Source organism: Chondromyces crocatus (genome assembly GCF_001189295.1).
Taxonomy (GTDB): Bacteria; Myxococcota_A; Polyangia; order Polyangiales; family Polyangiaceae; genus Chondromyces; species Chondromyces crocatus.
The window spans coordinates 8,746,336-8,773,206 of record NZ_CP012159.1; the positions used below are offsets into that span (position 1 = coordinate 8,746,336).

General features: G+C 67.9%; 18 protein-coding genes. 11 read left to right on the forward strand and 7 right to left on the reverse strand.

Translation table 11 applies throughout. The annotated features are described in order from the left end of the window. The first annotated feature begins 78 nt into the window (after nt 1-78). From malQ to CMC5_RS31545, 8 genes are all read left to right on the forward strand, one after another. Nucleotides 79-1,605, forward strand: coding sequence for a 4-alpha-glucanotransferase (malQ, locus tag CMC5_RS31510; protein WP_050433866.1), 1,527 nt, complete (start codon nt 79-81; stop codon nt 1,603-1,605). An 823-nt stretch (nt 1,606-2,428) separates the two neighbouring features. Continuing rightward, nucleotides 2,429-5,464: a PD-(D/E)XK nuclease family protein gene (locus tag CMC5_RS31515; protein ID WP_050433867.1), complete on the forward strand. Its 3,036-nt coding sequence runs from the start codon at nt 2,429-2,431 to the stop codon at nt 5,462-5,464. 56 nt (nt 5,465-5,520) lie between these two features. Next, nucleotides 5,521-8,940, forward strand: coding sequence for a UvrD-helicase domain-containing protein (locus CMC5_RS31520; RefSeq protein WP_050433868.1), 3,420 nt, complete (start codon nt 5,521-5,523; stop codon nt 8,938-8,940). 1,448 nt (nt 8,941-10,388) lie between these two features. After that, nucleotides 10,389-10,718 carry a hypothetical protein gene (locus CMC5_RS45205; protein ID WP_156339002.1) on the forward strand — a complete coding sequence of 110 codons (330 nt, stop codon included), beginning with the start codon at nt 10,389-10,391 and terminating at the stop codon, nt 10,716-10,718. A gap of 119 nt (nt 10,719-10,837) precedes the next feature. Then, nucleotides 10,838-11,779, forward strand: coding sequence for a hypothetical protein (locus CMC5_RS31530; protein WP_050433870.1), 942 nt, complete (start codon nt 10,838-10,840; stop codon nt 11,777-11,779). Between the two features lie 29 nt (nt 11,780-11,808). After that, a complete protein-coding gene (locus CMC5_RS31535; RefSeq protein ID WP_050433871.1) occupies nt 11,809-12,849 on the forward strand; it encodes a BMP family ABC transporter substrate-binding protein in 1,041 nt (346 codons plus the stop codon). Between the two features lie 142 nt (nt 12,850-12,991). Then, on the forward strand, nt 12,992-14,284 hold the full coding sequence (locus CMC5_RS31540) for a hypothetical protein (protein ID WP_050433872.1): 1,293 nt from the start codon (nt 12,992-12,994) through the stop codon (nt 14,282-14,284). Nucleotides 14,285-14,474: 190 nt separating this feature from the next. Next, on the forward strand, nt 14,475-15,068 hold the full coding sequence (locus CMC5_RS31545; protein ID WP_050433873.1) for a hypothetical protein: 594 nt from the start codon (nt 14,475-14,477) through the stop codon (nt 15,066-15,068). 108 nt (nt 15,069-15,176) lie between these two features. On the opposite strand, the gene CMC5_RS31550 is transcribed toward CMC5_RS31545, so the two are convergent. The 6 genes from CMC5_RS31550 to CMC5_RS31575 all read right to left on the reverse strand — a co-directional run bounded on the left by CMC5_RS31550 (nt 15,177) and on the right by CMC5_RS31575 (nt 21,525). Continuing rightward, the gene (locus CMC5_RS31550) at nt 15,177-16,325 is read right to left on the reverse strand and encodes a cysteine desulfurase family protein (RefSeq protein WP_050433874.1); all 1,149 of its coding nucleotides are present in this window, start codon (nt 16,323-16,325) and stop codon (nt 15,177-15,179) included. 247 nt (nt 16,326-16,572) lie between these two features. Next, nucleotides 16,573-17,724 (reverse strand): PAAR domain-containing protein, encoded by a 1,152-nt coding sequence (locus CMC5_RS31555; RefSeq protein WP_082362964.1) that lies wholly within the window; start codon nt 17,722-17,724, stop codon nt 16,573-16,575. A 16-nt stretch (nt 17,725-17,740) separates the two neighbouring features. After that, the gene (locus CMC5_RS31560) at nt 17,741-18,169 is read right to left on the reverse strand and encodes a DcrB-related protein (RefSeq protein WP_050433876.1); all 429 of its coding nucleotides are present in this window, start codon (nt 18,167-18,169) and stop codon (nt 17,741-17,743) included. A gap of 2 nt (nt 18,170-18,171) precedes the next feature. Continuing rightward, entirely contained in the window at nt 18,172-18,588 is a 417-nt protein-coding gene (locus CMC5_RS31565) for a DcrB-related protein (RefSeq protein ID WP_050433877.1), read from the reverse strand. Between the two features lie 4 nt (nt 18,589-18,592). Beyond that, the gene (locus CMC5_RS31570; protein WP_050433878.1) at nt 18,593-19,546 is read right to left on the reverse strand and encodes an AAA family ATPase; all 954 of its coding nucleotides are present in this window, start codon (nt 19,544-19,546) and stop codon (nt 18,593-18,595) included. Beyond that, complete coding sequence (locus CMC5_RS31575; protein WP_245677854.1) at nt 19,543-21,525, reverse strand: type VI secretion system Vgr family protein; 1,983 nt, start codon at nt 21,523-21,525, stop codon at nt 19,543-19,545. Before CMC5_RS31575 ends, CMC5_RS31570 begins: the two co-directional genes overlap by 4 nt. Before the next feature lie 331 nt (nt 21,526-21,856). Between CMC5_RS31575 and CMC5_RS31580 the strand changes: the two genes are divergently transcribed. From CMC5_RS31580 to CMC5_RS31590, 3 genes are all read left to right on the forward strand, one after another. Beyond that, nucleotides 21,857-22,909: an aldo/keto reductase gene (locus CMC5_RS31580; protein WP_281180746.1), complete on the forward strand. Its 1,053-nt coding sequence runs from the start codon at nt 21,857-21,859 to the stop codon at nt 22,907-22,909. A 266-nt stretch (nt 22,910-23,175) separates the two neighbouring features. Continuing rightward, nucleotides 23,176-23,616 carry a hypothetical protein gene (locus CMC5_RS31585; protein WP_156339003.1) on the forward strand — a complete coding sequence of 147 codons (441 nt, stop codon included), beginning with the start codon at nt 23,176-23,178 and terminating at the stop codon, nt 23,614-23,616. A 37-nt stretch (nt 23,617-23,653) separates the two neighbouring features. Then, entirely contained in the window at nt 23,654-24,763 is a 1,110-nt protein-coding gene (locus CMC5_RS31590) for a 3-oxoacyl-ACP synthase III family protein (RefSeq protein WP_050433881.1), read from the forward strand. Nucleotides 24,764-24,845: 82 nt separating this feature from the next. On the opposite strand, the gene CMC5_RS31595 is transcribed toward CMC5_RS31590, so the two are convergent. After that, entirely contained in the window at nt 24,846-26,603 is a 1,758-nt protein-coding gene (locus CMC5_RS31595) for a thiamine pyrophosphate-binding protein (RefSeq protein ID WP_050433882.1), read from the reverse strand. Between the last annotated feature and the right edge of the window lie 268 nt (nt 26,604-26,871).

Sequence of the window (26,871 nt, forward strand, 5' to 3'; positions counted from 1 at the left end):
CTACGACCTCGCGCCTCGTTCCGGCCTCTCGACGTCTTCCGTGAGGTGACGTATGCGCCTGCGCTGGAGGCCTACCGAATGACCGTTCACTCTCCGGAGACCCGCCGAGAAGCGGGCATCCTGCTGCACCCGACCTCGCTCCCAGGCCCGCATGGAATCGGCGATCTCGGTCGAGCGGCGCGGCACTTCGTCGACTGGCTCTGTTCCGCGGGGCTGTCCTTGTGGCAGGTCCTGCCGCTCGGGCCCACCGACAACGACGCCCCCTACATGAGCTGGTCGGCCCTGGCGGGCAACCCTCTGCTCGTCGATCTGGCGGCTCTCCGCGAAGCCGGCTTGCTCGACGACGACGACCTGCGTCCGACCGAGGGGCTCGACCACGGCTCTCTGGTCGACTACGCCGCGGTCCGCGCCTTCAAGGAGCCCCGCCTCGCCAAGGCCGCACGGAAGCTACTCTCGACCCCATCTCATCCGCTCGCCGCCCGCTACCAGGAGATGAAGACGCGAGAAAGCTGGCTGCTCGATGCCGCGCTGTTCAGCGTCCTGAGGCGCCAGCACGGCGGGATCGCCTGGTGGGACTGGGCGACGCCACTGCGTGACCGAGACCCTCAGGCCATCGAGGCCGCGAAGCGAGAGCACGCCGAGGCCATCGAAGAGGAAGCCGTCGCGCTGTTCTTCTTCGAGCACCAGTGGGCCGAGCTGCGCCGCTACTGCAATGACCGTGGCGTGCGCATCGTCGGCGACATTCCCATTTACGTGGACCGCAATAGCGCAGACGTGTGGACACACCGGGATCTTTTTTTCCTGGACGAGAATGGCTTGCCCACGGGCGTCGCCGGCGTCCCTCCCGATTACTTCAGCGAGCTCGGTCAGCTCTGGGGGAATCCCCTCTATCGCTGGGAGCGAATGGCGAAGAACGATTTCGCCTGGTGGCGTACGCGCCTCGGCCGCACGCTCGCCCACGCCGACGTCGTGAGGATTGACCATTTCCGTGGCCTCGCGTCGTACTGGGAGATCCCCTTCGGTGCTCCTGACGCGCGCGGGGGCCGGTGGGTCGAGGGCCCCGGGATGGCCTTCTTCGAGGCCATCGAGCGCCACGAGGGTCGGCTACCGCTCATCGCCGAAGATCTCGGCATGATTGACCAGGAGGTCCTCGACCTCCGTCACAAGGCCGATCTGCCCGGGATGCGTGTGCTGCATTTCGCCTTCGGTGGCGGCGCGGACAACACCCACCTCCCCCATCACCACACGGAAGACAGCGTCGTTTACCCTGGTACCCACGACAATGACACGACCGTCGGCTGGTGGAGGAGCATGACCGCTCATGTCCGCACGCATACCCAGGTCTATCTGCGGGTCTCGGGTGACGAGATTCACTGGGACATGATCCGGACGGCATTCTCCTCGGTGGGCCGGATGGCCATCGTGGCGTTCCAGGACGTCCTGGGGCTCGGCGGTGAGGCGCGCATGAACAACCCAGCCGTCCCCTCGGGCAACTGGCGCTTCCGCCTCACGGGGGATCCCTTCCGCCAAGAGCATGCGGCCCGCCTGCGCGACCTCGCGGAGATGTACGATCGCATTCCCCGCCCTCGCCCGGAGCAGAGCTGAGCCTGCGCGCCCCGGGGCGCTGATCGCACCGCGAGAGACCTCCCGTCGCCGAGCTGCAGCACGTATCGCCAGCCAGCACTCCTCGGGCCCCAGCGTGTGACCGCACGCTTTGCACTCACGCTTCGCCGGGCTCGCGCCTCTCCGAGTGGCTCGGTCCCGGGTGGTTCGGTTCTCTCGACCCACCCTCCACCTCACGTTTCGTCGCCACCGCGCGCCTCGCCGACGCCGTCCGTCGATCGATAACTTCTCCGCCACCGCGACGCTCCCCTCACATCACAAGGGGCACATCGCATTGCAGGACCTGCAGCATTTTTTCCACCCGCTGCGGCCGCGCATGAGATTCGCCTCTTTCCGTCGGTGCAGGCGCCACTTACGGAGCGCTTACAGAATACGCAACACCATTTCCCCTTCGCTCGATGCCTGCTCCTCCTTGCCTCGTTCTCGGCTGAATTACCCGGCTCCACACACGATTCGTGAACCGTAATCTTCTTGCGAGACATCGTATTGCAGTGATAATCAGCGCGTCGTACCGCGGTAGTCAGCGCGCGGCATCGCTCCGAGAAAACACGGATGCAGCGCGGAATACAGCGGCAGGAATGCAAAGCCGTGAGTGGCTCACGAGTGGAGTCGAACTCGGATGGATGTCATCCGCGCAATCGCATCGATTGGTAATACGAGCACCGCACCCGGAGGGACATCGGCCAACAGGGCCTACCCCAGTGGCAAGGTGCCCGATGAAGCGGGGCAGCCGTTGCAGGTTTTCTGGACCACCGCGAGCTGGGCCCACGCAATACTCGAACTCCCTGTCGAGGGTCCGCTGCCGGTGCGGACTGTCCTGGTCCCGCACGGACGCGCGGCCCACGGGTTGCGTCGGGAGCTGTTGCGGCTGGGTCGCCCCGAAGGCCTCGCAGGGACGCGCTTCGTGACGGTCGCTGGCGCTGCTGCCGCGGTGTTGCGCACCGCCGAGACGTCGTTCACTGCGGGGGAAGAGTCGATGCGGGAGGCCCGGCTCGCGGCGCTGTTTCGCGAGGCGCTGCCCTTGGAGCGATTCGATATCGCCCAGCTCCGCAGCAGCAGAGGCTGGGAGGAAGCATTCGCCCGCACCCTGCGGGACCTGGAGGCTCAGGGGTTCGGGCCCAGGGATCTGCTCGTCCAGGCCGGTCCTCGGGAGCGCGACGTGGCGACCCTGTGGGCGGCGGCCGAGCGCGCCGCGGGCAGCTCGGTGACGACACCTCGCCTGCTCCGAGAAGCCGCCTCGGTGCTGACCACCACCCCCACGTCGTGGCCGTTCGAGGGCCCCACGCTCGCCGTGGTGGCTGGGGATCTGACGGTCGCGGAGCGCGATTTTCTGCTCGCGGTGCCCCGCGTGACGCTCGGGCTCCTCGCCGCCAGGCCACGGACGCCGGAGTACCTGGCGCGGATGGAGGCACTGCTCGGCGCAGAGGTCGCTGACGCGCTGCGGAACGACTGGCCGCCCGAGCATGCGTTCGGCCCGCAGGAGAGCACCAGGACGCAACCGCAGAGAGGCATCGCTCCCTCCCCCGCCCCGAGCACGACCGCGCCCGAGAGCGACGCCACTCCGGAGGGCGCAGCTCCTGAGGAGGTGCAGGGTGACCTGTCCCGGCTCGGCAGTCGTCTCTTCGAGGCCCCCGTGGTGCTCGCTGATCAGGAGAGAAGTTCCAGCGCCAAGGGCGATGGCGCGGTCCGCCTGGAGCTCCATGGCTGCATGGACGAGGAGCTGGACGCAGCCGCAGCGTGGGTGTCCGAAGCAGCGCGCGAGACGCCGCTCGACGAGATCGCGCTGCTGGTCCCCGCCATCGAGCCCTGGGCGGCGTTGCTGAAGGAGCGCCTGGAGCGCGCGTCGTGGCCTCTGGAAGGTGGCGTCCCCCTGTACGTGGCAGGCGGGCTCCCGATGGCGCAGACGGTGTTCGGTGCGCGGATGCTGGCCCTGGTCCGAGCGCTCCAGGAGCACCTGCCCCTGGCACGCCTCGCCGAGCTGCTGCCCACCTTCCGTCTCCCGGGGCGTGACCCACTCTCCCCGAGCGAAGCGAGCGAGGTGGTGGCGGCACTGATCGAGGTCGGGGGGGGACCCGAGGATCTGAGCGGCGCCATGGGCTGGGTCGAGCGGGTGGGTGGACGAGGCGATGAGGCGCGCATCGCGCTCCTGAGAGCCGCCAGGCAGCCGCTCCTGGCGCTGGCGAACCTGGCGCGTCTTTCGGCCGAAGGGGGCCCGCTGCGTCAGATCTGGCCAGCGCTGAGGACCCTCGCCCAGCGGTGGCTGCAGGCCCCTTCGGGGGAGGCTGCGCTGGACGCGGCGCACGTCGTCCTCGCGCCTCAGTGCACCGACCCAGCGACGGGCGCGCTGCGCGGGGAGGCGGCGCTCGCGCAGGTCGCGCGGACGCTGAGAACATGCCGTGTTCCGGCTGGTCGGTGCGGGGATCGAGCGGTGTTCATCGGGACGCCACGGCAAGCGCGGGGGATGCGGTTCGACGCCACCCGGCTCCTCGGGCTCACCGACGGCGTGGTGCCGGCGCCATCCGAGGTGGATCCCGTGCTCCCGGGCCGCCTCACGGTCCGGAATGCGGACCTTTCGACACTTCACGACCTGGATCGCGCAGTGCGTGATACGCGGCGCACCCTGATCCTCTCGGCGGCACGGCGGGACCGCAAGGGACTGGAGAGGGGGCCCTCCGTCGTCCTCCAGGACGTGGCCGCAGCCCTGGGGCGACCCCTCGTGCTCAGCCCGCCAGCGGTCGGACAGGGTGCCGCTGGGCCGAGCCACGCGAGCGTGTCCGGCGAGGCAGCGACCGACCCAGGGGGAGATGCGCTCGATGTCGCCCGGGTCCTCGCCCTCCTCGCCTCGGACGCCTGGGATGCCCCCATCTCCCCCGGAGCAGGGCCCCTCCGGCTGCCGGGGATGAGCGCCGACGTCCCCATCACGGTCCCCGAGCTGCAGGAGTTGCTGGCGTGCCCGCAGCGCTTCCTGCTGATCCACGGGCTGAGGTTCTCGCCGAAGAGGCCCCTCCCCATCGCCCACGCGCTGGGCCCGGAGCCGCATGGGCGGCTGCTGCGTCGCGCGCTGGCTGCGTTCTTCGCCAAGCATGGAGAAGAGTTCGGCAAGCGCGAACGCAGCTTGCCCGCCTGGGAGGTGCTCGCCGACGCCGCGGCGCGGACCGTCTTCGCGAACAGCATGGTCCCTTCGCTCCGGGCAGGCGCCGCGGTCCGGGAGCAGCGCGACCGGCTTCGTCGCGACGCTCGCCTGTTCGTGTCGCAGGACTGGTGCGGTGGGCGGCCGCGTCGCTTCCTGGATGTGGAGAGGCCCTTCTCGGCGGTGCTGCCTGCCGGAGAGGTCCGGCTGCACGTGGCGAGTGTGACGCACCGGCTGGACGAGGATCGGGATCGTCTGCTCGTGCGGATGCTCAGCACCGAGCGATGCTGCCCCAGGTCATCGGAAGGGCCGAGCCCCGAGCAGGATCTCCCGGTCGCCGTCGCGGCGCTGGCCTCCGGAGATCAGGCCCAGGCGCTCGGACTGAGTCCTTCGGCGGCCACGGCCTATGCGGGGGTGCAGGTCCCCTCGGAGCGGGCCTACCATGACGACTTCGACGAGCTGGCCAGCGCGGCGAGGGCGTGGCTCGCGATGCTGGGTGGCCTGCTCGCTGCGCGCGCCTTCCCGCATACGCCCCGAGAGAAGGACTGCCATCGCTGCGCCTTCCAGACGGCGTGCGGCTCCCGCGCGTCAGCGCGCGCGGCGAGCAGACTCGCAGTCGGCGCAGAGCCCGCGCTCGGCGCGTTCTGGGCGCTGAAATCCGCGAGGGCGGTCGGCGCTCCGGGTAGCCAGGGAGGGGCGTCGCTCACGTGACGCGCGACCTTCCTCCGGGACCGTCGTCGACCGATGAGGCCGCGCGACGATCCGCATTGCGCGAGCGAGGCCGGTGCGTGCTCGTCGAGGGCGGGGCGGGGACCGGCAAGACCACCCTGCTCGCAGCGCGCATCGTCGCGTTGCTCGCGCCGGAGGAGCGGGAGAGGGCGCCTGCCCTTACCCTCGAGCAGGTCGCCGTGCTCTGCTCCACGCCCGAAGCTGCAACACGGCTGCGCGCCAGGGTCCGGGAGCAGCTCCTCGACGCGCTCGACGGCGTGGAGCGTGACGACATGCTCGAGGAGGAAATCACGGGTCCAGGAGGAGCACGAGCGACGAGGCTCCGCGCCGCCCTCGCAGGCCTGGGGACCACACCTGCGTGGACGCTGACGCACCTGTCGGAGCAGCTCCTCCGAGAGTGGCCCCTGGAGACTGGTATCGGTCCTGCGGACCTGCTGGTGGAGGATCCGACGGCGCTCGCCCACGAGACGTTCTGTGAGCTCCTCGATGGCGCCCAGAACGGGACCCTGGCGGCCTCGCTCGGCGCAAAGCCCGTCTCGGCCACGACCTCGACCGAGCACCGTGGGCCACACGATCTCCCCATGTCGCTCGCTGCAGAGGCGGAGCAGACGGTGCAAGAAGCGCTGCTGCTCGGGATCCATGCCAGAAAACACGTCGGGGGCCAGCGAGACCAGCTCACGCTGGAGGACCTCGTGACGGGCTTCCTTCTGGAACGGCACACACGCCCTCGGCTCGAGCTGCCCGTGTTCGACCGGGAGCGGTTCCGCCGCGGCGTCGACGGTCTGATGACGCTGACCGAATCGCTGGGCGTGGCCTCACCGGGCGCCGCCTGGATCCAGGGCTGCGCATGGCTCGCGGACGCGATGCGCGACAAGGTCGATCCGCTGACGATCCTGCGGACGCTGGGGCCCGCTCTCGGCGCGCTGCGCGACCGGCCGTACCGCAAGGCATTCGACGGAGATCCAGGCGCCTGGGAGGCCTGGAGAAGACTCTCGGAGGGGTCGGGGCGACCCGACGAGCCCCCCTTGCTCTTCGAGCTTCTCGGTCCAGCCGAGGAGCAGTTCGCAGCCCGGCTCTCGCGGCTCGAGCCGGTGGTGCTCGCGCTCCACGAGCGGGTGAAGCGACGCCTCCGCGTGCTCGATCGGCGCGACGTCCTTTTCAAGCTGCGCGCGCTGCTCACCTCGAATGTCGCTGCGCGCGCCGAGTTCCAGAGCCGAATCCGCCACCTCGTCGTCGACGACGCCCAGACCCTCGATCCACTCGAAGCAGAGATCGTGCTCCACCTCGCCGGAGATGGGATGGCAGCCTGGACCCCCCCCTCGGCCCGCTTCGGGGAAGGGCGCGTCACGCTGGCGCTGGACCCACTCTCTTTTTCTGGTGGCTCGTCCCCCGAAGACACGCCGGGCGAGATGCTCCGCGAACGGGCCCTCGAGGCGGGGGCGCTGCGGGTGCAGCTCACGACGAGCTACCGGGCGACGCCTCCCCTCACGCGCTGGCTCGCGCGCCGTCTTCCAGCGCTGCTCGGAGTCTCCTCATCCAGCGATGAGGGTCCCACGCTCCCCCTGCTCACGCCGAGGCCCATGGAGGAGGAGCGCGCGGGGGAGCCCCCTGGAACGCGACACCCATCCGTCCACCTGCTCCCGCTGGCGCTGCCGGCAGGAGCGCCATCCGCCGAAGCCACCTGGAAAGCACTGGAGGCGCGGACGCTCGCCGCTCACCTGCGGTGGCTGGTGGAGGAGAGCGGGCTCCGGATCGATGCGGAAGAGGGGAGGCACCGGGCCGTGCGTTACGGAGACATCGCGGTGATCGCACTGAACGGCGAGCACCTCGGGGCGCTGTTCACCGCGCTCGATCACCAGGCGGTCCCCCACGCAGCCGCAGACGGGCCGCTCGCGCTCGAGGATCCGCTGCTGAGGCGCTTTCTCCTCGGCCTGCGCGCCCTGGCCGATCAGGACGACGGAGCCGCCATGGCGACGCTGCTCCGTCCACCGTTCTTCGCGCTGACCCTGGAGGATCTCTGGCGACATCGCGCCGGTGACGCGCAAGATCCAGCCGCAGCGCGGGTCGCAGTAGCGCTCGACCTCGTGACGGCGCTGCGGAAACGACGGCTGGAGCGCTCACCAGGAGCGACGGCCAGGGACCTGCTGGAGCAAACGGCCTTCGGTCGGACCACCGCGCTGGGCCCAAATGGCGAGGCGCGACTGGCAAGGCTCAGGGCGCTCTGCTTCGCGCTCGGTGAGCGCGCGGCGCGCGAAGGGCTCGACTACGACACGGCCACCGCAGGGCTCCACGGCTGGCTGGAGCGCCCCCCCCCTCTGGGGGCGCTGGGGACAGGGCTGGAGCATGTGCGGGTGCTGATGGCCCAGCAGGCCGGAGATCTCGAGATCCCCGTGGTGGTGCTCTGGGATGCGCTCTTCGCAAGGACGCGCGACGCGAGTCCTCCGCTGCCGCGACGCGCCTGGTGGGTCGACCCGCGCACAGAAGAGTGGGCGGTCTGGCTCTCGGCGGAAGGGGGCTGGCAGCTCCGCTGGGGTAGCCAGGTGCTCTCGCGCGCGCGCGACGAGCAGCTTCGAGAGCATCGGTGGCAGATCTACCGGATCATTACGCGCGCGCGTCGGCTCCTCGTGCTGCCTCACCCCGAAAGCGCGACGCACGATGCAGGCTGGCTCGAAGCGCTCTTGCGCGTGGATGACCAGGAGCGCGGCGCCACGCGCTCGACCGATCAAGAGGACGTCGACGCGCCCTGGGCGCCGACTCGGGACATCACCCGGGCTCTGACTGAGCTTTCCTCCCCTCCCCTGCGCGCCGGCGTTCAGCTGGGTGCGCGGAGCGCCCCTCATCGCGGCCCCCCCCCCCTAGAAGTGCCACGCCCACGCGCCCAGCGGTCTCCGCTCCGATCCGAGGAGCCAGAAGGCGACACGCTGATGCCCATCTCTCCTGGTGATCCGGCCGAGCCACTCCCGAGGACGACCCGCGGCGCGCCGCGGGTGAGCCGCTTCGATCCCCCCTTCGCGGCCACCGTCCAGCGAGCGCTGTCCTTGCTCCTGCGAGGCGCGCTCTCCCTGGAGGCTGCGCTGCACATGGCGGCGCGGGAGACCGGCCTACAGCGTCGGCTCGGTGAGGCAACCCGTGACGTGGGACGAGCGCGGACCGCGCTCCGCGCTGAAGGCCTCTGGGAGCGCGCCGGGATCACCCTGCACACCGACTACCCGATCGCGGGCTCGGAGAGCGGGACGCTGGTCCATGGGAGCATCGATCTCGTGGCCGTGAGCGCCACGCGGCTCGATCTCCTGGAAATCAGGACCGAACAGCCCATCAGGAGCGCCTCTGAACTCGAACGGGCGGCGCAGCACCTGGTGGCGTGCGCGCGGCTGCTGGAGACGACGACGCGAGGCACGGGCCGACGGCTGCGCTGCGGGCTGCTGTTCACGGCCGAGGGGCGGGTGTGGTGGCTTTAGCGCGCCTTGCATCTCTCTGGCCAGCTCGGTCCGGTTCGGCACACCCAACTTTTGCATTCCAGGCCACAATTTCAACCCCACCTGCTGAACCTGGTGCCGGAGCTTTTTTTTTCGTCCGGTCACGGTCGTGAACGAAGAGATGCAGCGAGCGACACGGTCCAGCTCCTCCTCGATCCTGTCCTCCTTGGCCGACACGATCCCCCTGTCACGCAGAACTCGACGTCCCTGGCCGCAGGCCAGACCAGGGTCCCCTCCCGTTCAGGTCCCCACGCCAGCAGGCGACACCTCGTCTCGAGCATGACCCACCGCCGAGAGCCACATCCGGAAGGATGGTTTGCTGACCAACATCCCATGGGTGGCCGGCGGCACCTGGTCACGCCCGAGACAAGGTCGCCTCAACGGCCGACGGCACCTGGTCACGCCCGAGACAAGGTCGCATCAACGGCCGACGACGCCTGTTCCACCGAAAACCTGGGGCCGTCCTGCCCTTGGAAGCACATTTTCCTTCCCGCAGCCCTCAAGCCGGACGGTTTGATGACGCGATCCTGGCCATCCGGAGCCACGGCGTAGATCGTTCAGGACAGCACGCCTCTCGCACGAGACGGAGCATGGATCTCGGTCATCCAGAGACCCCCTCGCCCTCAATCTTCCGTACGAAACCGCTGGAAACCGGCGCGAACCGCATCCCCAAAGCGTGACAGGAGGTTCTTCGCGGTGCGCCTCCGAATTTAACCGTCGCGTTATATAACGCGCACGCTACACAAGGGACTTCGGCGATTCATGGTTTCCGGCCGTCCCGATCCAGGCTGAGCCAGTCTGCGCATGCGGGTGATGGGAGCGTTCGTCCCAGCGTCCTCAGCCATCAGTTCAGCGATCTAAATCACATTCAACGAGGACCTGCTCGCCAAGCGGTGGAGCTCGGCAGCGGAGAGTCACCGGGCGACACGTCTCATCTGGCGCGCGCGATCGTCCGCGGCGGGATGCGAGCTGCATCGATTAGGATGCGCAATCATCGGGCACGCGCAATTCCATCCTCTTCCTTCACCAAACGAGCACCGCAACATCCAAGCGGATCGACATGACGAGACCCGTGATACGGTGCCGAAACGTAATTCGTGGCACGTGCTATCAGCATACCGACCCTTGCCCTGTGAAGCGGCTTGGAGGAGGATGACTCCGTGGCGACAGTCGACCATTCCAGGAAGCAGATCCTGGCCAAAGTCGTGTGGTATGGGACCTCGGGTTCCGGGAAGACCTCATCCCTTCAGCACATTCGCGAAACGACCAGCTCGCCCGCGGAACGAAGGAAACCTCTCGATACGAGAGCAGCCGGCCCGGAAGGGGTCTACGAGCATTACACGCTCACCGTCAGCGAGCAGCGCGGTTATCGGACCAGGCTGGGGATCTTCACGGTCCCGGGTGCGCCCAGATTCGCCGAGGCGCGGCGCGTGATACTCGAAGGCGTGGACGCCGTGGTATTCGTGGCCGACGCGCGCCCGGACCGTCAGCAGGCGAACAAGGCCGCGCTCGACGAGCTGCGGACCCACCTGGACTCGTACGATGTGCCGCTGGAGCGGCTGGGCTTCGTCGTGCAGTGCACGTTCATCGACGCCCCCGATGCACTGCCCGTGGCCGATGTCGTGACCCCCTTGCTGGCGGATCGAGCCGATGCCGCAGCCATCCCGGTGGTGGGCACGGTCCCCGTGCGAGGGCAAGGCGTCCTCGACACCGCCCACCAGGTGGCGCGCCAGATCCTGAAGCTGGTTCCCCCCGGCTGACGCCCTGGCCCAGCAGGGACTCCCGAAAGAGGAGCCCGGACGCCACGAGACCTTCGGTTGACGCGGCGCGCGCATGCGAAGTTTAGCCAGAGTCCCTCCGATCGCGGTACGACTCGGCCATGAGACCTTCCCGACGAGCCGCTCTGGTCGCCATCGTGGCGTGGGCCCTCGGCCTGTCTGCGTGCGGCGCTCCCCTGCCCGAGCCCGAGATCCTGTCTTCCGCACCTCAAGGAGGCTACGCGGCGCGGTTTCCCGAGGGCCTCGGCGAGACCACCTCGCGGGTCAACGTGCAGGACGAGACAGCCAGCCGCACCGCGAGCGAGATGGCCAGCTATCCCGAGGCGCTCAAGAAACCCGACTGGGCGCTGGTGCTGAAGATCGTGGAGCGCGCCGAGGACACGGGTCGAAGCCACGACTACGTGGAGCGAGCGCGCCGCGTCGAGGGCGCAGCTGGCTTCTTCGTCGACAACAAGGACGACATCACCCGGAAGGTCGCGGGCTCGGCGCAGTACGTCGCCAAACAGAAGGGGTGCGAGGTCGAACTCTCCGGGACGGTGGCGCACGCGCTCGAAGAGGCCGTGGAGCGTGAACTCCAGCGAGAGCTGCGCAAGCGCAACGAGGCGCATCGGCTCATCGAGCGCCACAAGACCGGGCTCGGCAAGGAGAACGTCGCGGCGCTCGAGAAGCAGGCCGACGACATCGCGCTCGCGAGCTACATCGTCCACATCTCCATGGTGGAGGACAAACTCCGGCTGAAGCGCCTGCTCGAAGAGGTCGAGCAGGTGCAGGCATCCATCGACACCGCCATCGAGGAAGAGCGCGCCTTCGAGGCCGAGCCGAACCGCACCGCCGAGGAGAAGAAGGCATCGGCGCAGCGATCGCAGGAGCTGTCGAAGGCCAAGGCGCTCCTCGCCTCCACCGCGGAGCAGGCCAGGAATGCCTCCGAGCGCATGGAAGAGCGCATCACCACGGCGCGCAAGCGGCACACCGACGCCATGAACAAGCTCACGGCCGACATCCGCCAGCGCGGTGGCCTGCCGGCCGCCGAGCAGAAGCCCTAGCGGCGACGCACCAACGAGCATCGAGGCCCATGTCACTCCGAGTCCCTTTCGTCTCCGTCAGTCTCTGCGCCGCCGCTCTGCTGGCAGCGGGCTGTAGCTCCAGAAAATCGGAGCGCCCCGACTGCAGCAAGCCCGAGGTGTTCTGCGTCGGCCTCGTGACCGACGTGGGCAAGGTGGACGACAAGTCGTTCAACCAGTCGGCCTGGGAGGGGGTGCAGCGTGCGAAGCGAGAGCTGGGCGCTACCGTGCAGTTCATCGAGACCACGGACGCCAAGGACTACGCCAAGAACATCGGGACCTTCGCCGAGGACCACTACGATGTGGTCGTCACCGTCGGTTACGCGCTCGCCGAGGCCACGCAGACGGCCGCAGCGCGGTTTCCTTCGGTCGCGTTCATCGGCGTCGACCAGCTCCAGCCACCCGGCCTGGGTACGTCGAACCTGGCCAGCCTCGTCTTCGCCGAGGATCGAGCGGGTTTCCTCGTGGGGGCGCTGGCGGCGATGACCACGAAAAGCGGGAAGCTGGGCGCGGTTCTGGCGACGGACGCCGTGCCGCCCGTGTGGCGCTACGGCGAGGGCTACCGCGCAGGTGCGAAGCACGTGAGGCCCGACGTGGATCTCAGCGTCGTCTACCACAACGACGTGGGCATCGATCGAACCTTCACCGATCCGGAGTGGGGCAAGACGACGGCGATCTCGATGATCGACAAGGGGGTGGACGTCGTCTTCGGCGCGGGTGGAAAGACAGGGAATGGCGCCTTGCTCGGCGCAGCGGAGAAGGGCGCGTATGCCATCGGTGTAGACACCGATCAGTACGCCACGGTCCCCGAGGCGCAGAAGGTGATGCTGAGCAGCGCCATGAAGCGCCTCGATGAGGGCACCTTCGATCTGCTGAAGCTCGCCAAGGAGGGGAAGGTGCAAGCAGGCAACCACCTGGGCAAGGCGACCTACGCCCCCTTCCACGACACGGAAAGCAAGGTTCCGGCCGAGGTGAAGGCTCGCCTGGAGGCGCTCGAGAAGAGCCTCGACGACGGCTCGCTGAAGACGGGCGTGCCCCCGACGAAACCCTGACGTCCAGCCAGTCCCCTGGCCAGTCCGTGACGGCCGCGCGCCGGGGCGGGTGGGAAGCGCCCACCCAGAAGGCTGCTCTCCCGCATGCGATGTCCGGTCACCCTCCTTTACAATCCTCCAGATCCAGGGCAAAGGACCGAGCATGGCGGTAGCAGCCAGAACGACATCGGCGTTCGACGCGGAGGTCGCGCGCGCCGTCGAGGCGGTCGGCGCCAGCGCCTCGGATTCGCTGATCGACGGCCTCACGGATCCGATCGGCGCAGCCCGAGCGCTCAGCGAGCGAGGCGCGAAGCCCCCCTTGCTGCGCGCCGTGCCAGCCCTTGGGACCGGATCCGAGGGATACGGGCCCACGCCTGCTGACTCTGTCTGGATTCGGCCGAGCGGGAGTTCCATCCGCATCGCGCCGTTGCGTCTCGACGCGGGCGGCAAGGCGGAGACTGCCGAGGTGGCGCGCGTCGCGATCACCTCACGGCAGCTCTCCTGCTGTGAGTCGCCGGCGTGTAACCGGCAGCGCACCCACCTCTCGGCGTGGGTCGTCCTCGCAGGAGGCTCAGCGGACGGCGCTCGGACGCCGCGTGATCGCTGGCTCGTCGCGGAGGTACGGAGCCTGGACGCCGCCCGCGCCGAGGCCCAGGTCGAGGCCTTCGCCGCCAGGCTCGCCCGGGTACTCGGTGTCCCTCTGGAGACCGCACATGGGACCGAGCCGGCCGACGCCATCGCCCACCGCGCGGTGCCAGAGCGCGACGGCGACCGCGAGACCGTCGACGACCACCCGCCGCCAGGGGTGGCGGACCTTGCGCGCTTCGTGCTGCGCACCGAGGGTGACTACCTCGTCCTCCGCGACCACGCGAGCATCGGCCCCCGCACCACGGCCCCCCGCAATGTGACCATCGGCTCGCTCCTGCTCGCGGTCTCCGTGCCACTGTGGATCCAGGTCGCCCGCAGCCTCTCCGCAGGCCAGAACGGTCTCGCCATCGGCCTGGGCGCCTCGGCGATGCTCATCTCCCTCACGGCCTATGCGTTCCTCGGCGTGGCCCGCTTCGCCGTGAAATATGTGGCGCTCTCCAGCCCGCTGTTCTGGCTCGCGAAGGACCGGATCGTCGTCGCGCCATGGGTGAGCCGGGTGGGCGGCATCGATCTGAAGCCAGAGGGTCGCTTCGGTGCAGGGATTCCTCTGGGTGAGCTCAACGGGGTCCATGTGCGCGCCGCGGCCGGGAGCTGGGCGGTGGAACTCGACACCGAGCACGGCCCCATCGACGTCGTCGCCGCGCCCACGGAGCAGGTCGCGCGGCACCTTGCCGTGATCGTCTCGCGTGCTGCCGCCTCGGTGCGTCACCCGGGAGGCCCGTCGCTGAAGCAACGGCTGCGCGCTCGCGCCCGCCAGCAGGCCGAGGCCCACGGCGGGAGCGCAGCCCGCGGCGCTGCGGCGCGCTAGCCTCAAGCGTCGCCGGCAACGACGCGCTGACTCTCGCAGCGCGCGCTCTCCAGCGTGCAGGCTCACGCTCGGCGCGCGGACAGAGGCATGTCGACATCTGCGGCACCTCCCAGCTGATGCCTTCGCGGCATCTTCTCACGTTACATTCCTCTGTCACCCTGAACCCACCTCCTGTCCAAGGAGCATCTCCATGATCCGCAAGATCCTCGCTGCCGCTGCCCCCCTCGCCATCGCGCTCGCGTCCTTTCCAGGGGACAGCGCCGCATCGAACTACCCGCCCGACTACGACTTCTGCAGCCGCGTCGACACGGCCTCCTCGGGCCCGTTCGACATCATCCGGGATCATGTGGACGTCACACGCCACATGAAGCTCACGATCAGCTACGACGGGTATCTGCGTGACCACTTCGCCGACGACGAGATCAACATCTACATCCGGCTGAACGGGAACGACGCGTTCGTCGCGGCAAACGCCGGCGTGAACGACGATGCGTACGTCTTCCTCGACTCCGGCCCCCGCGGCTGTTTCTGGTGCAGCGCGGGCAGCTACAACCAGAACCCTGCCTGTGAGGGGGTCGAGCACGCGCCCTACTCCGGAGGGCGTTACGTGTGCAGCGATCCCACCCCGACCGAGGAGCATGTGTTCTTCTGGGCGTTCGGCGAACAGGGGCAGCTCAACGCGTGGGACATCGAGGTCGCCGCAGAAGCCAACGGCTGGTGGGACAGCAACTACGGCGCCAACTACAGCGTGCGCCTGGAGCCCACCAGCTGCTTCGGCAACTGAAGCGCTGACAGCCCCTCACGGCCTCCAAGAGGGCGCACCACGGCCGCGCGTCACGGGACGCGCCGCACGCTCTCCGCCCTCACCCAGCGCTCGAGGCCCTCACCACTGTCAGCCCCCACGCGGGGCGCTCACCGCCCGGAGCAGCAGCTCTCCGGCGCGCTCCACGTCCTCTTCGGTGGTCCCTCGCCCCAGGCTCAGGCGGATGGCGCACACGGCATCCTCTGCGGCGATCCCCATGGCCGTCAGCACGTCGGAAGGCTTCGCGACGCCTGCGTGACAGGCGCTGCCCGTCGTGAACGCCAGCTCTTCGCAGAGGCGGGTGGCGAGCGTGGCTCCTTGCACGCCCGGAAAGCGACCGTTCGTGGTGTTCGGAAGCCGCGACGCGCCGGCTCCGTGGACGACGAAGCCCGCCGCACCGAGCCGCTGCTCCAGGGTGTCGCGGAGGCCTTGCTGTCGCTTCGCCTCTTCGTCGAGTCCCTCCAAGGCCATACCGCAGGCCTCACCGAGTCCCACGATCCCGGGGACGTTCTCCGTCCCTGGCCTCAGGCCGCGCTCGTGACCCGCGCCCACCAGCAGCGGCTGGATGGTCACGCCGCGTCGCACGTAGAGCGCTCCCACGCCCTTGGGTGCATACAATTTGTGTCCTGCCAGCGAGAGGAGGTCCACGCCGAGCGCGTTCACATCGACCGGAATCTTGCCCACGGCCTGCGCCGCGTCGACGTGCAACAGGGCGCCGTGAGCCCTGGCGAGCGCCGCGATCTCGGCCACGGGCTGGAGGACGCCCGTCTCGTTCTGGGCGAGGAGCAGGCTCACCAGAACGGGCGGTGTGCGCATCGCGTCGAGCGCAGCGGACACGTGGTCGGCCTCCACGCACCCGTCCGGGGTCGGCGCGACGCGCGTCACCTGCACCCCCGCGGCTTCCAGTGCGCGCGACGGCGCCTGGGTGGCCGGATGCTCGATGGTCGTGGTGACCAGTCCGCCTCCGTTGGTCCCGGGGAGCACGCCGCGCAGGGCAAGGTTGCTTGCCTCGGTGCCACCGCTGGTGAAGACGATTTCTTCAGGCTCCGCGCCGATCAGCCGGGCTACCTGGATGCGCGCGCGCTCCACCATGTCCCGCGCTCGACGCGCATAGGGGTGAGCGGCGCTCGGGTTGCCAAAGCCCTCTTCGAGGGCCCGGAGCACCGCGGCGCGGACACGCGGCGGGACGGGGGTGGAGGCGTTGTAGTCGAAATAGAGTGGGTGGCCGGTGCGGTTCAAGGCATTGGCTCGGATGCAAAGGCAGGCAGGAGGGATTCTGCCCGCTCCCCGAGCGCTGCGTAAGGGGACGACCACCCCTTCCCTCCGAATCGGCACGGCCAGCGTCTTGCAATGAGACGGGCGATCCGACCAGAGCACAGCGCCGAGGCACTGCTCGTGGGGGCAGGACATGCAAGCCGGTCGCGCGACGGGCCGTCCGTGCGGAAGACGGTGTCGTCCGTCGCGTGCCGTCCGTCGTGGCGGGCCGTCAGTTCGGAAGGATGATTCCACCCGGGGTGCGAGTGCCTTGCACCCTCGGGGCCACGCCAGGCAGAGAGAAATCGACATCGCCTGGCTTGATGATGCGCGGCGGCTGGATACGGGGGCTCTGGCCTGGAAGCAGGATGGTCCCCTGGCCGCCCGTGGGGCTGGCGACCCGCGGTGGTGGCGCGGGGAGGAGCAGGCCGCCGTCGGTTCTGCGCATGCCAGGAGGCGCGTTGGGCACCAGGAGACCCGACGCCCGCTGGGTGGTTCCGGCGGGCGCCGTGGGCACGAGCAGGCCGGCATCGTTCCGCATGTAGCCCGGGGGAGGCTGTGGGGTGCGGACCGTCGAAGCAGGCGTCGCCTGCGGACGCATCCGGAGGAAATCCCGGCCCGTCTTCACCGCCGCAGCACCGCCGAAGATCAGCTTTCCGTACTGGTAATACTGGTTGTCCGCGAGGCTGGTGCCGCTGACCGCCTTGTCGAAGGCGTAGAGACCGATCGAGCCGAGGTCGTTCCAGTTCTGTCGCCAGAAGGAGGGCTTCAGGAGGTTGCGGGCGAGAAGCCTGAGGCCGCCCCTGGCGAGGCCGGCCGCGCTCCCGAGGAGCGAGACCACATCGAGCGTGTTGCTGATCCAGGTGAACCACCACGGGTCGTCCGGTGACTTGATCTCGAGGACCTGCACCGAGGGACCGCCGTAGATGACGGACGGGCATCCCTCCTTGATCTTCCCGTTGCACTCGGTCTTCTCTTCGACCCGTGCGGCAGGCTCGTCGTTGATCGTGATGGTGGCGCACCCCGACGCGATCCGCTTGCCTGGATGGCAGTTGACGGGATCGCGGACCCGGGCAGCCTGCAACATCATGCTGCCAACGGTCACGTTCGGAGAGCCACGTTCTATGTCACCTGCGTTTTTATTGAAGAACCCGCCTATGAACCTGCCGATGTCTCTGCCAAAAGCACCGCACGTCGCCACGGTGCCCGCCGCCATGAGCACGGGCACGACGGCGAGCGCCATCCCGCCGGAGAACACGACGGCTGCGACGATCGCAGCGCCGATCGCGAGCCCGATGGCTGCGCCGACGATCGCACCGAACAGGCCTCGATCGTGCTCGATCGGGTCGACCATGTGGCGGGCAGCTTGACCCATCGCGCTCATCTCGTCGTCCTCTCGCTCAGGTGTCTTCGGCGTCGCGAATGGTGATCGTCGCACGCAGCCGCTGGAACAGCGCGTCGATGTGCTCCCCGGCCTTCACCGGGCCGAGGACACCGACGGTCACCAGCTTCTCGCCCACAATCAGCGTCACCGCGTGCTGGTAGAGGTGCGCATCCTCGTCGCGGTAGCGCATCCCCAGCTCGACGGCTGCGCGCCCGGCCACGAGCACCTCTTCTTCGAGGATCAGCTCGAAGGCCGCGAGCCTCCGGCGCAAATCCACGAGGCGCGCGGTATGCAGGTCTTTCAAGGTGCGCTGCTCGGTGGGCTCGCGCTGCACCACCACCCGGGTCACCCCCTCGGGGCTGCTGTACTCCAGGGATGTGACCGAGCGATCCAGCCAGCTCGCTGGCACATCGAAGCGCGCTTCGTCCGTTTCGTAGGCCGCCATGATCACCTCTTGCGAAACTTGATGCTGTCGGCGAGCGACTCGACCGCTCGGTCACAAAACGACTGGTGAGCGCGCTTCGTCGTGACGGTCATGGTGAGCAGCGTCCCGTAGTAGGAGACGAAAACCTGGCGCGCGTAGAGAAGGATCTTGTTCGCCGCGGTGGTGGTACGGACCTCGCGCGCGGCGAGCCCGCCCATGGTGCGCTCTCGCTGCCCGGTCACCTTGCTCCCGGGCACCTGCTTCAGCATCGCCTCCAGTACCTGAGACACCTGCGTCGCGAGGGGCGCGTCTGTCCGCGGCTCCCGCGTGATCACCAAACTGATCGCGGGCTCTCCCGTCGGGGAGAGCACGGTCAGGGAGCGGTCGTCGAAGCCCTCGGGCACCTCGAAGCTGATCTCGTCGGTGTGGTAGATCGGCATCGGTTCACCCCAGTTGCACGACGAGATCACGTGGGACCATTCCGATCACCGCTGGCGAGCGGGTCGCGACCACGAGCTGGTTGTCCTCTTCGAGCGAGAGCAGGCCCTCCACGAACTCGCGCGCCTCCGTGTCGGAACGGTGCAGTTCCGGCGTGTCGACGAGGACCACAGAGTTCCGGATGCCGTTGCGTACGAACGACGCCGCGAACAGCAGCGCGTCGAGCTCTCCGTCTGAGAGCTGGGTCAGGCCCAGCGCACGCCCCGCTTTGTCCTGGAAGCCAGGAAACACGCCGTCGCCGACGCGGTAGAGGCCAGCGAGCTTCTTGGTCGAGCAGAGCTTGGCGAAGGCGGCGGTGACCCGCCCTGGCTGGCGCGGCTGACCTTCAGCGTCGACGTCGAGCCCGAGCCCGGCAGCGACGATGTACTTCACGAGGGCGCTGAACTTGCCGTCGTCGCGGGTCAGCCGCAGTGCCCGCTCCGCCAGCCCTCCGGAGAGCTGCGTCGCGTCCACTGGCTGCCCGGGGTTCATGCGGCGCGTCGCGTGGAAGTATTCGATCTTCGACGACGCCGGATCGAGCGAGTATTCCCCGAGCACGGCGGAGAGGGCGGGGTCGTTCACCGGCGGGGTCAAAGAGCCCCCGAACATCGCCTCGCTCTCCAGCGTGGGCACCCCGAGCCCGGTGCGCCCCCGTTCGGCGTCCGACAGCTCCCAGACGATCTTGACCTTCGCCGCCCCGGCACCAGGGCGCACGTACGTGGTGTCGGGACGCATCGGACCGTAGGCGGCCACCTTCTCCTTGCCAGCGATGATCGCCTCGAGCAGCGAGGTCTTGCCTGACCCCGTGGCACCAGTCACCACCACCAGCGACCCTGCCCGCCCATTGCTGGGATCGATGAACGGAAATGCCTTGTCGGGGAGGCCGCGGAACCCGTCCACGCTGACGCGCTGAACCTTCATGGCGCACCGAAGAAGAAGCCTTCCGGCGGCGTGATGTTCACCTCGTTCACTGGCGGCGGAGGGGGATCCGCAAAACAAAGGCTCGGGTTGATGTGGACCATGTCTCCCTGGATGATGATGTGCTCATCGCTCATGATGATGACGGACTTGCCGCACTTCAGCCGGATCTCTTTGGCCCCCACGCTCTGCACCAGCACGTTCTCGTAGGCGTAGAGCATCAGACTCTTCTCCTGGGCGTGCTGGATGATGTGCTCCTTCACGGAGTGGATCTGGTCTCGGCCCACGCTGACCAGGCGATCCTCGCCGACCTGGATGTACTGATCGCGGGTGACGCTCTCGCGGTCATCGTTGTTGACGTGGTGCTGGCGGTCGTGACCGATGTTGAGGGCGAAGTCGTTCTTCACGAGGCCCGAGAAGTCCTTCTGCGCCTGAAAACGAACGAGTTCCTTGCCCGCGGAGTCCTCGAACATCAGCTCGCTGTAGCCGCCGTTCGATGGTGACGAGTTCGACCGGAGGCCGCTCTGCGTCTTGTTGGCCGGCAGCGCGTAGGGCACCTTCTGCAGGTTGGTGTAGACGCGGCCGACGATGACCGGCCGATCCGGATCGGCGTTCAGGAAGTCGACGATGACCTCCTGACCGATGCGCGGCAGGTTCATGCCGCCGAAGCCGGCGCCCCCCCACGGCTGGCTCACATGGATCCAGCACGAGCTGTCCTGGTTCATGCCGCCCTCGCGATCCCAGTGGAACTGGACGCGAACCCGGCCGAACTCGTCGACATGAATCTCCTCACCCGCAGGGCCGACGACGGTGGCACTCTCGCAGCCATCCGCTTTGGGCTTCTCGGTCGCGAGCGGCGGCCGGTAAGGTAGCGCCGCGCTGCGCGCCTCGATCCGGTGCTTCCACGCGCCGTCGTAGGTGCCCTCGTAGGTCGCCTCGACGACGAGGAGGGGCTTCTCCAGCTCCCGGTGGGGGTGGTCGGAGACACTGAGCACCGTACCCGTCCGGACGTCGAGCGCATGGACCCGCATCACCACGGACTTGGCCGAGGCCCGCTTCGCCTCCAGCCGGTGTCGTGCGATGCGTGCCGCCTCGCCTTCGTCGTGCCGCGCCGACCCCTTGTCGTCTGCCGAGGGTGTGGGCTCTCGCCCATCGCTCCGGAACAGCGACATCCCGGGTACGTAGTGGAATCGCTCCATCCGCTGCTCGATCGCGTCGCCGGCGCTGTGCGTCCCCTGGAGCTTGAAGCTCGCCGGGCGTCGGTAGTCGTGATCGAAGATGGTGTACTTGCCAGGCCTCGTCCGCTGCTGGACCCGCACCTCGGTCGCGAACTCCTCGTCCTTGTCGACCATGGGCCGCTCGATGAACGGCAGCGAGCCACGCGGCGGGTTGTCTTGAGGCGCGTCGTTCAGCACGAGCTTGGTCTCGTCGTCGACCTGGTCGAAGTAGAACGAGATGCCCGCATCCTCGAGGAGCCGGCAGACGAAGGAATAATCGCTCTCGCCGTACTGCACCCGGTACTTCCGCTTCTTGTAGGCCCCCTGATCGACGGACATCACGGGGGTGATGTCCCACTCGGCGAGGAGCTTCAGCACGATCTCGAGATCCGAGAGCTGCTGGAAGATCCGGTGGTTCCTGCGCTGGGTCAGGAACCAGAGGGTCGGCACGATGGTCAGCTCGTAGGTGCTGAGCCCCTCGTCTTCGACGCCGACCTGCTGGATACGGCAGCAAATACCACGCCACAGCCGCTCCAGCGTCCCGACCAGCCGATTGCGCTGGATGCGAAACAGCGCGGGCTTTCCAAGCACCGCGTCGAAGTCGATATCAGGGTTCGGGGAGACCACCCGGAGCTGAACCTCGAACAGCGAAGAGAAGCGCTCCTGCACCTGGAATTCGCGCACGTCGAGGATGTCACCCGAGTCGACCCGCAGCTCGAAGTTGGGCTTCTGAAGATCCGAGGCGATCGCGCCTGCCGAACTCACGAATGAGCTCATCACCATGACGTGCTGGCCTTTCCTGCGAGGGAGGCGACGCCTCCGCGAGGCCGGCGAGTCTACACGAGACACAGCGCATGCAACGCCACAACCTGCGCGCCTCATCTCGTGGGGAGAGGATCACGCCGCCGATCTTGCCCCTCCTGCGGAAGAATTTTTGTGTTCGTGTGCTCGTCCACGGTTCCGCGACGGGCTCTGCATTCGCGCTGCGAGCCACCCCATCGACGCCCGGGCCGTGAAGTTCGCGCCCACGCTCGGCGCCTCTACGGCCCCAGTGCGCGGCGCACTTGCTGCTTCCGGGGAGAGCCCAGGAGAGGCCATGCACCAGCACACGTCACGACGGGTCTTCCTGCAGACCATGGGCGCCGGCATGGCGCTCACAGCGTGCTCCGGGGGCGCCCCCAGGGGACCCTTGCCGGGCGCGCCCGAGCAAGGTGACATCCGCCTTCCCCCGGGTGGGATCATGCCGACGAGGAAGCTCGGGCGCACAGGCCAGACCGTGAGCCTCGTGGGGCTCGGCGGGTTCCACATCGCGATGCCCAAGGAAGAGCAAGACAGCCTGCGCATCGTCCGCCATGCGATCGATCACGGCGTCACGTTCATGGACAATTGCTGGGACTACAACGAGGGACGCAGCGAGATCTTGATGGGAAAGGCGCTCGCCGATGGCTACCGCCAGAAGGTCTTCTTGATGACCAAGATCGACGGCCGCACCAGCGAATCGACGACGAAGCAGCTCGAGCAGTCGCTGAAACGCCTGGCGACCGATGTCATCGATCTGGTGCAGATCCACGAGATCATCCGGATGGAAGACCCCGCGCGCTGCTTCGCGCCCGGAGGCACCATGGAGGCGCTGCTCGCAGCCCAGAAGGCCGGCAAGATCCGCTACATCGGCTTCACCGGACACAAGGACCCAGCGATCCACCTCGCCATGCTGAAGGCTGGCTTCGACAACGGCTTCACCTTCGACAGCGTGCAGATGCCCCTCAACGTCATGGATCCGCATTACAAGAGCTTCGAGCGACACGTACTGCCAGTGCTCGTCGAGCACGACATCGGCGTGCTCGGAATGAAACCGCTCGGCTCGGGCGCGATCTTGAAGAGCAAGACGGCTTCTGCGACCGAATGCCTGCACTATGCGATGAATCTGCCCACCTCGGTGGTGATTACCGGATGCGACAGCGTGGGTGTGCTGGATCAGGCGCTGGCAGCCGCGTACGACTTCCAGCCGCTCTCTTCTCGGTCCGTCGATGCGCTGCTCGCGCGCACAGCCCCAGCCGGCAAGGCTGGCGAATACGAGAAATTCAAGACGACGGAGGATTTCGACGGGACGACGAAGAACCCGCACTGGCTCGAGACGGCCTCGCTCTGAAGGTGCTCGTCGGGCGATGGACGAGGTGGTGCTGTGTGGGTCCAGCGATGGATCGTGTGGGTCCGAGGAGCATGAAGAACACGTGATGCACGGCGTCGTGCCCCGGGGGAGGGCCTTGCCGCTCCAGACGGTCCTCTGATAACCTGTCCGGGCGTGCTCTGCGTCATACGATCACACATCAACGATGCCGCTCCGGGTTCACGAGCAGCGATTTGTCAGAGCACCTCGCCCCGGATCCATTCATTCTCTTCCGGGAGAATGTCTCCGTGAAAACCATGGTGTCCACGCTCGTGGGCAATACCCTGGTCCTGCTTCATTCGGAGGCGCCCCCCAGCGACGACGAATGGGCCAAGTACATCGATCTCATGCGATCGATAAAAGATATCACCAAAGCGCGCAGCATCGCGTTCACGGACGGAGGCGCTCCCAATTCGAGGCAGCGCAAGGACGTCAACGACATCCTGCGCGGGCGCCCTGGACTCGCCGTGGTGGTCTCCCACAACACCCTCGTCCGGGGTGTCGTCACCGCGCTCAACTGGTTCAATCCGCTGGTGAAATCATTCCCGCCGGACAAGCTGTCGGAGGCGTACGATTACCTGAAGCTCAGCCGTGAAGAGGTCTTCAAGCTCAACAAGGCGATTGAAGATCTTCATGTCGAGCTGGGCTTCAGGTTGAAATGCTCTCCCACCAAATTGCAGCTCAGGTGAGACGACGCGCGGGCGTCCCTCGCCAGACAAGGAGAGCATGGCCCATCACGCTGGTCTGAAGTCCCTCGCCATCTGCTCTCCCTCCACGCTCCGCACGCCCGACTACTGGAGAAAGCACCACGCGCAGGCGGTGGCCGAGGCCGAGAGCAAGAGCCTCGGGCGCCTCTTCGCGGGAGGCTCGGCTCCGTCGACCGATCCATTCCAGATCGAAATGCAGCCGTATCTCTCGACCCCCTTCCGCGGCACGGTCGAATGCCGCGTGCTCGGGCCGGAGGAGACGCCGCTGTCGCTCGAACTCCAGGCGGCGCGGGGGGCGCTCGCTGCAGCGCAGCTCTCTCCGGGGGACCTGGACGCCATCATCGTTGCGTCGTTCGTTCCCGACAGGCTCTTCCCTGGCAACGCCGTTTTTCTGGCGCGTGAGCTCGGCGCAGCGGCGCCAGCCTGGAACCTCGAGTCGACCTGCACGGGTGCCATCGTGGGGCTCCAGAGCGCGTCGGCGCTGATCCAGGCGGGGGCCTATCGAAACGTTCTCCTCGTTTCCTCTTGCTCGTATTCCCGGATGCTCGAGCTCTCGGACTCCCTCTCCTGGTTCATGGGGGATGGCGCCGGGGCCCTGGTGCTCGGTGAGGTGCCGGAGCCCTACGGGGTGCTCGGGACGAAGCTCGTGAACACCCAGAGCACCTGCGGCGCGTTCGGCACTGGCGTGAAGCTCGACGAAGACGGGAGGGCCGTGTTTCGCATGTGGTCCGGTGACGAGGAGGCCGCACGACGGATGCGGGACGACGCGGCCTCGCAGCTCGAGGCCTCGGTGGCGGGGGTGACCGCGGCGACGGGAGTCGCGTTGGAGGACATCGATTTCTTCGTCTTCAACACGCCCACGGCCTGGTTCGCCAGCTTCTGCGCGAGGGTGCTGGGGATCTCTTCGGAGCGCACGATCAGCGTCTACCCCAGGTACGGGAACATCGGCGCGGCGCTGATGATGGCCAACCTGTTCCACGCCGCCCACGAGAAGAAGATCGCGGCGGGGGACCTGGTGCTGCTCTATGGCGTGGGTTCGGTCTCCACGGCAGGGGCGACCCTGGTGCGCTGGGGCGATGTCGCCCTGGGGCCCCTCCCCCCGCCGTCGAGCACCCTCAGGCTCGCCTGAGCCCTGCTGGCCAGCGCCGTCACGCTCTGCCCGAGGCGACCGGCGCAAGACCCGAAGCGACGTGGAGACGAGCCCTCTCCGTTCATCGACGGGAGCGCATCGACAGCGGCACGTGGTCGAAGGAGGCCGCGAGCGTTCTGACGCGGCGCGACAAGGTCTGCGGCACCTCGCGCGGGTCGACCAGCACGTCGATGACGCAGGGGGCCTGGGATGCCTGGGCCTCCTCGAAGGCAGCTCGGAAGGCCTTGCGCGTCTCCACGCGGAAGCTCCGCGCGCCCAGCGCCGTGCCGAGCGCCGCGATGTTCAGTGGGGTGCGGAACCTGCAAGCGTCGAGGTGTCTGCCGAGCAGCAGGCTCTCGCCGTGCATGATCATCGCGTGCCCGCCGTCGTTGAGAACGATCCAGATCACGGGCGCCCCGTGCTCCACGGCGGTGTGAACCTCCATCCCGTTCATCGCGAACGCCGAGTCACCGACGAGCGCCACCACCGTCTTGTCGGGAGCGGCGAGCTTGCCGCCGATCGCGCCGACGAGGCCCGTCCCCATCGACGCCAGCCCCAGGGCGACGAAGTAGGTCCCCGGCCGGCGGCACTGGTAATAGTGCCCGGCCCAGCTCATCGCGTTGCCGATGTCGACGAAGAACAGCGCGTCGTCCGGCATGAGCTGCTGCAGATCCTGGATCAGGTACTGCGGTTTCACTGGCGTCGACTCGTCGTCTCCCTGTGGCTCGTTCAAGAAGCGCGGCGTCGTCTCCCGCATCGACTCCACCGCCTCGGTGCTCATCCGCCGCTCTCCACGGCGCTGGGAGAGGACCTCGATGCCCTCATTCATCAGGGTGAGTACCTCCGTGGCGTCGCCGACCACAGGGACCTCGACATGGAAGTTGCGCCCGATGATGGCCGGCTCGATGTCCACCTGGATGAGCGCGCGCGTGGGCTGGAGCCGGCTGCTCCAGGCGTTCGTCGACCACTCGCCCATGCTCGTCCCGACGACCAGCAGGACGTCGACGTTCGTCTGCAGCAGGTATTTCTCCGCGTGCGCGTGCCCAGCGAAGCCGAAGACGCCCAGGGAGAGGGGGTGATTCTCCGGAAACACGCCCTTGGCCTTCGGGGTGGTGGCGACCGGAATGCGCAGCCGCTCGGCGAGCAGCAGGAGCTGCTCCGAGGCGTTGGCAATGCTCGCGCCGTGCCCGGCCAGGATGGCTGGCCGCTCGGCCTCGGAGAGGGCTTTCACGGCCTCGGCCGCCGCCGCGCGATCCGCCGGTCGGCTCCTGGGGCGCAGCTGCGTGGGGAGGATCCGCGTTGCGGCCACGAACTCTTTCAGGAAATCGGCAGGGATGTTGATGTGTACCGGCCCTGGACGACCAGCACGCATGGTGCGCAAGGCCTCGTTCAGAAGCGCCGGGAACCGCTCCGAGTTCGGGAGCATCACCGAGAGCTTGGTGACGGGCTCGAAGAGCCGGACGATGTCGATCCCTTGAGGTGAGCTCTCCTGGAAGGCCCCCTTGCCGAAGAACTGGGTCGCCGCTTGCCCGGTCACGAGGAGCACGGGGACCGAGTCCGCATGAGCGGACGCAATTCCCGTCAGGGCATTGGTCGCTCCCGGCCCTGTCGTCGCGCAACAGACCCCGATCTTGCCCGAGGCCCTGGCGTACCCCATCGCCATGAGCGCGGCCCCCTCTTCGTGCTTCGCGAGGACCTGCTTGATGCCCGGGCGCTCCAGCAGCGCCTCGTAAATGGGGGTGAGCGACGCACCTGGTACACCGAAAACGTATTCGACCCCTTCGGCCTCGAGACAATCCATCAGGATCTCGACGACCGTCGCACCGTAAGCCCCTGGCATATCGAAATGCTCCGATCGGTGTTCAGTCACCCGCCACGGGAGCCGTGGCGACGTTCGCCAGCAATCATTGCGAAATCACCGACGGCCTGGCTCAGCTCGTCGCCTCGATACCGATAATCAAAGGAGACCGTGTCTCCACGGGCGGGTCAAGCACGATACCCCTGTTCTCGTGCATAGCAGAGAGCGCAGCATTTTCGCGTTCTCTGCGCCGGAACAGAACATTCGTGTCCTCACCAACGACTGCAAGCGCCGAGAACGGCACCATTAT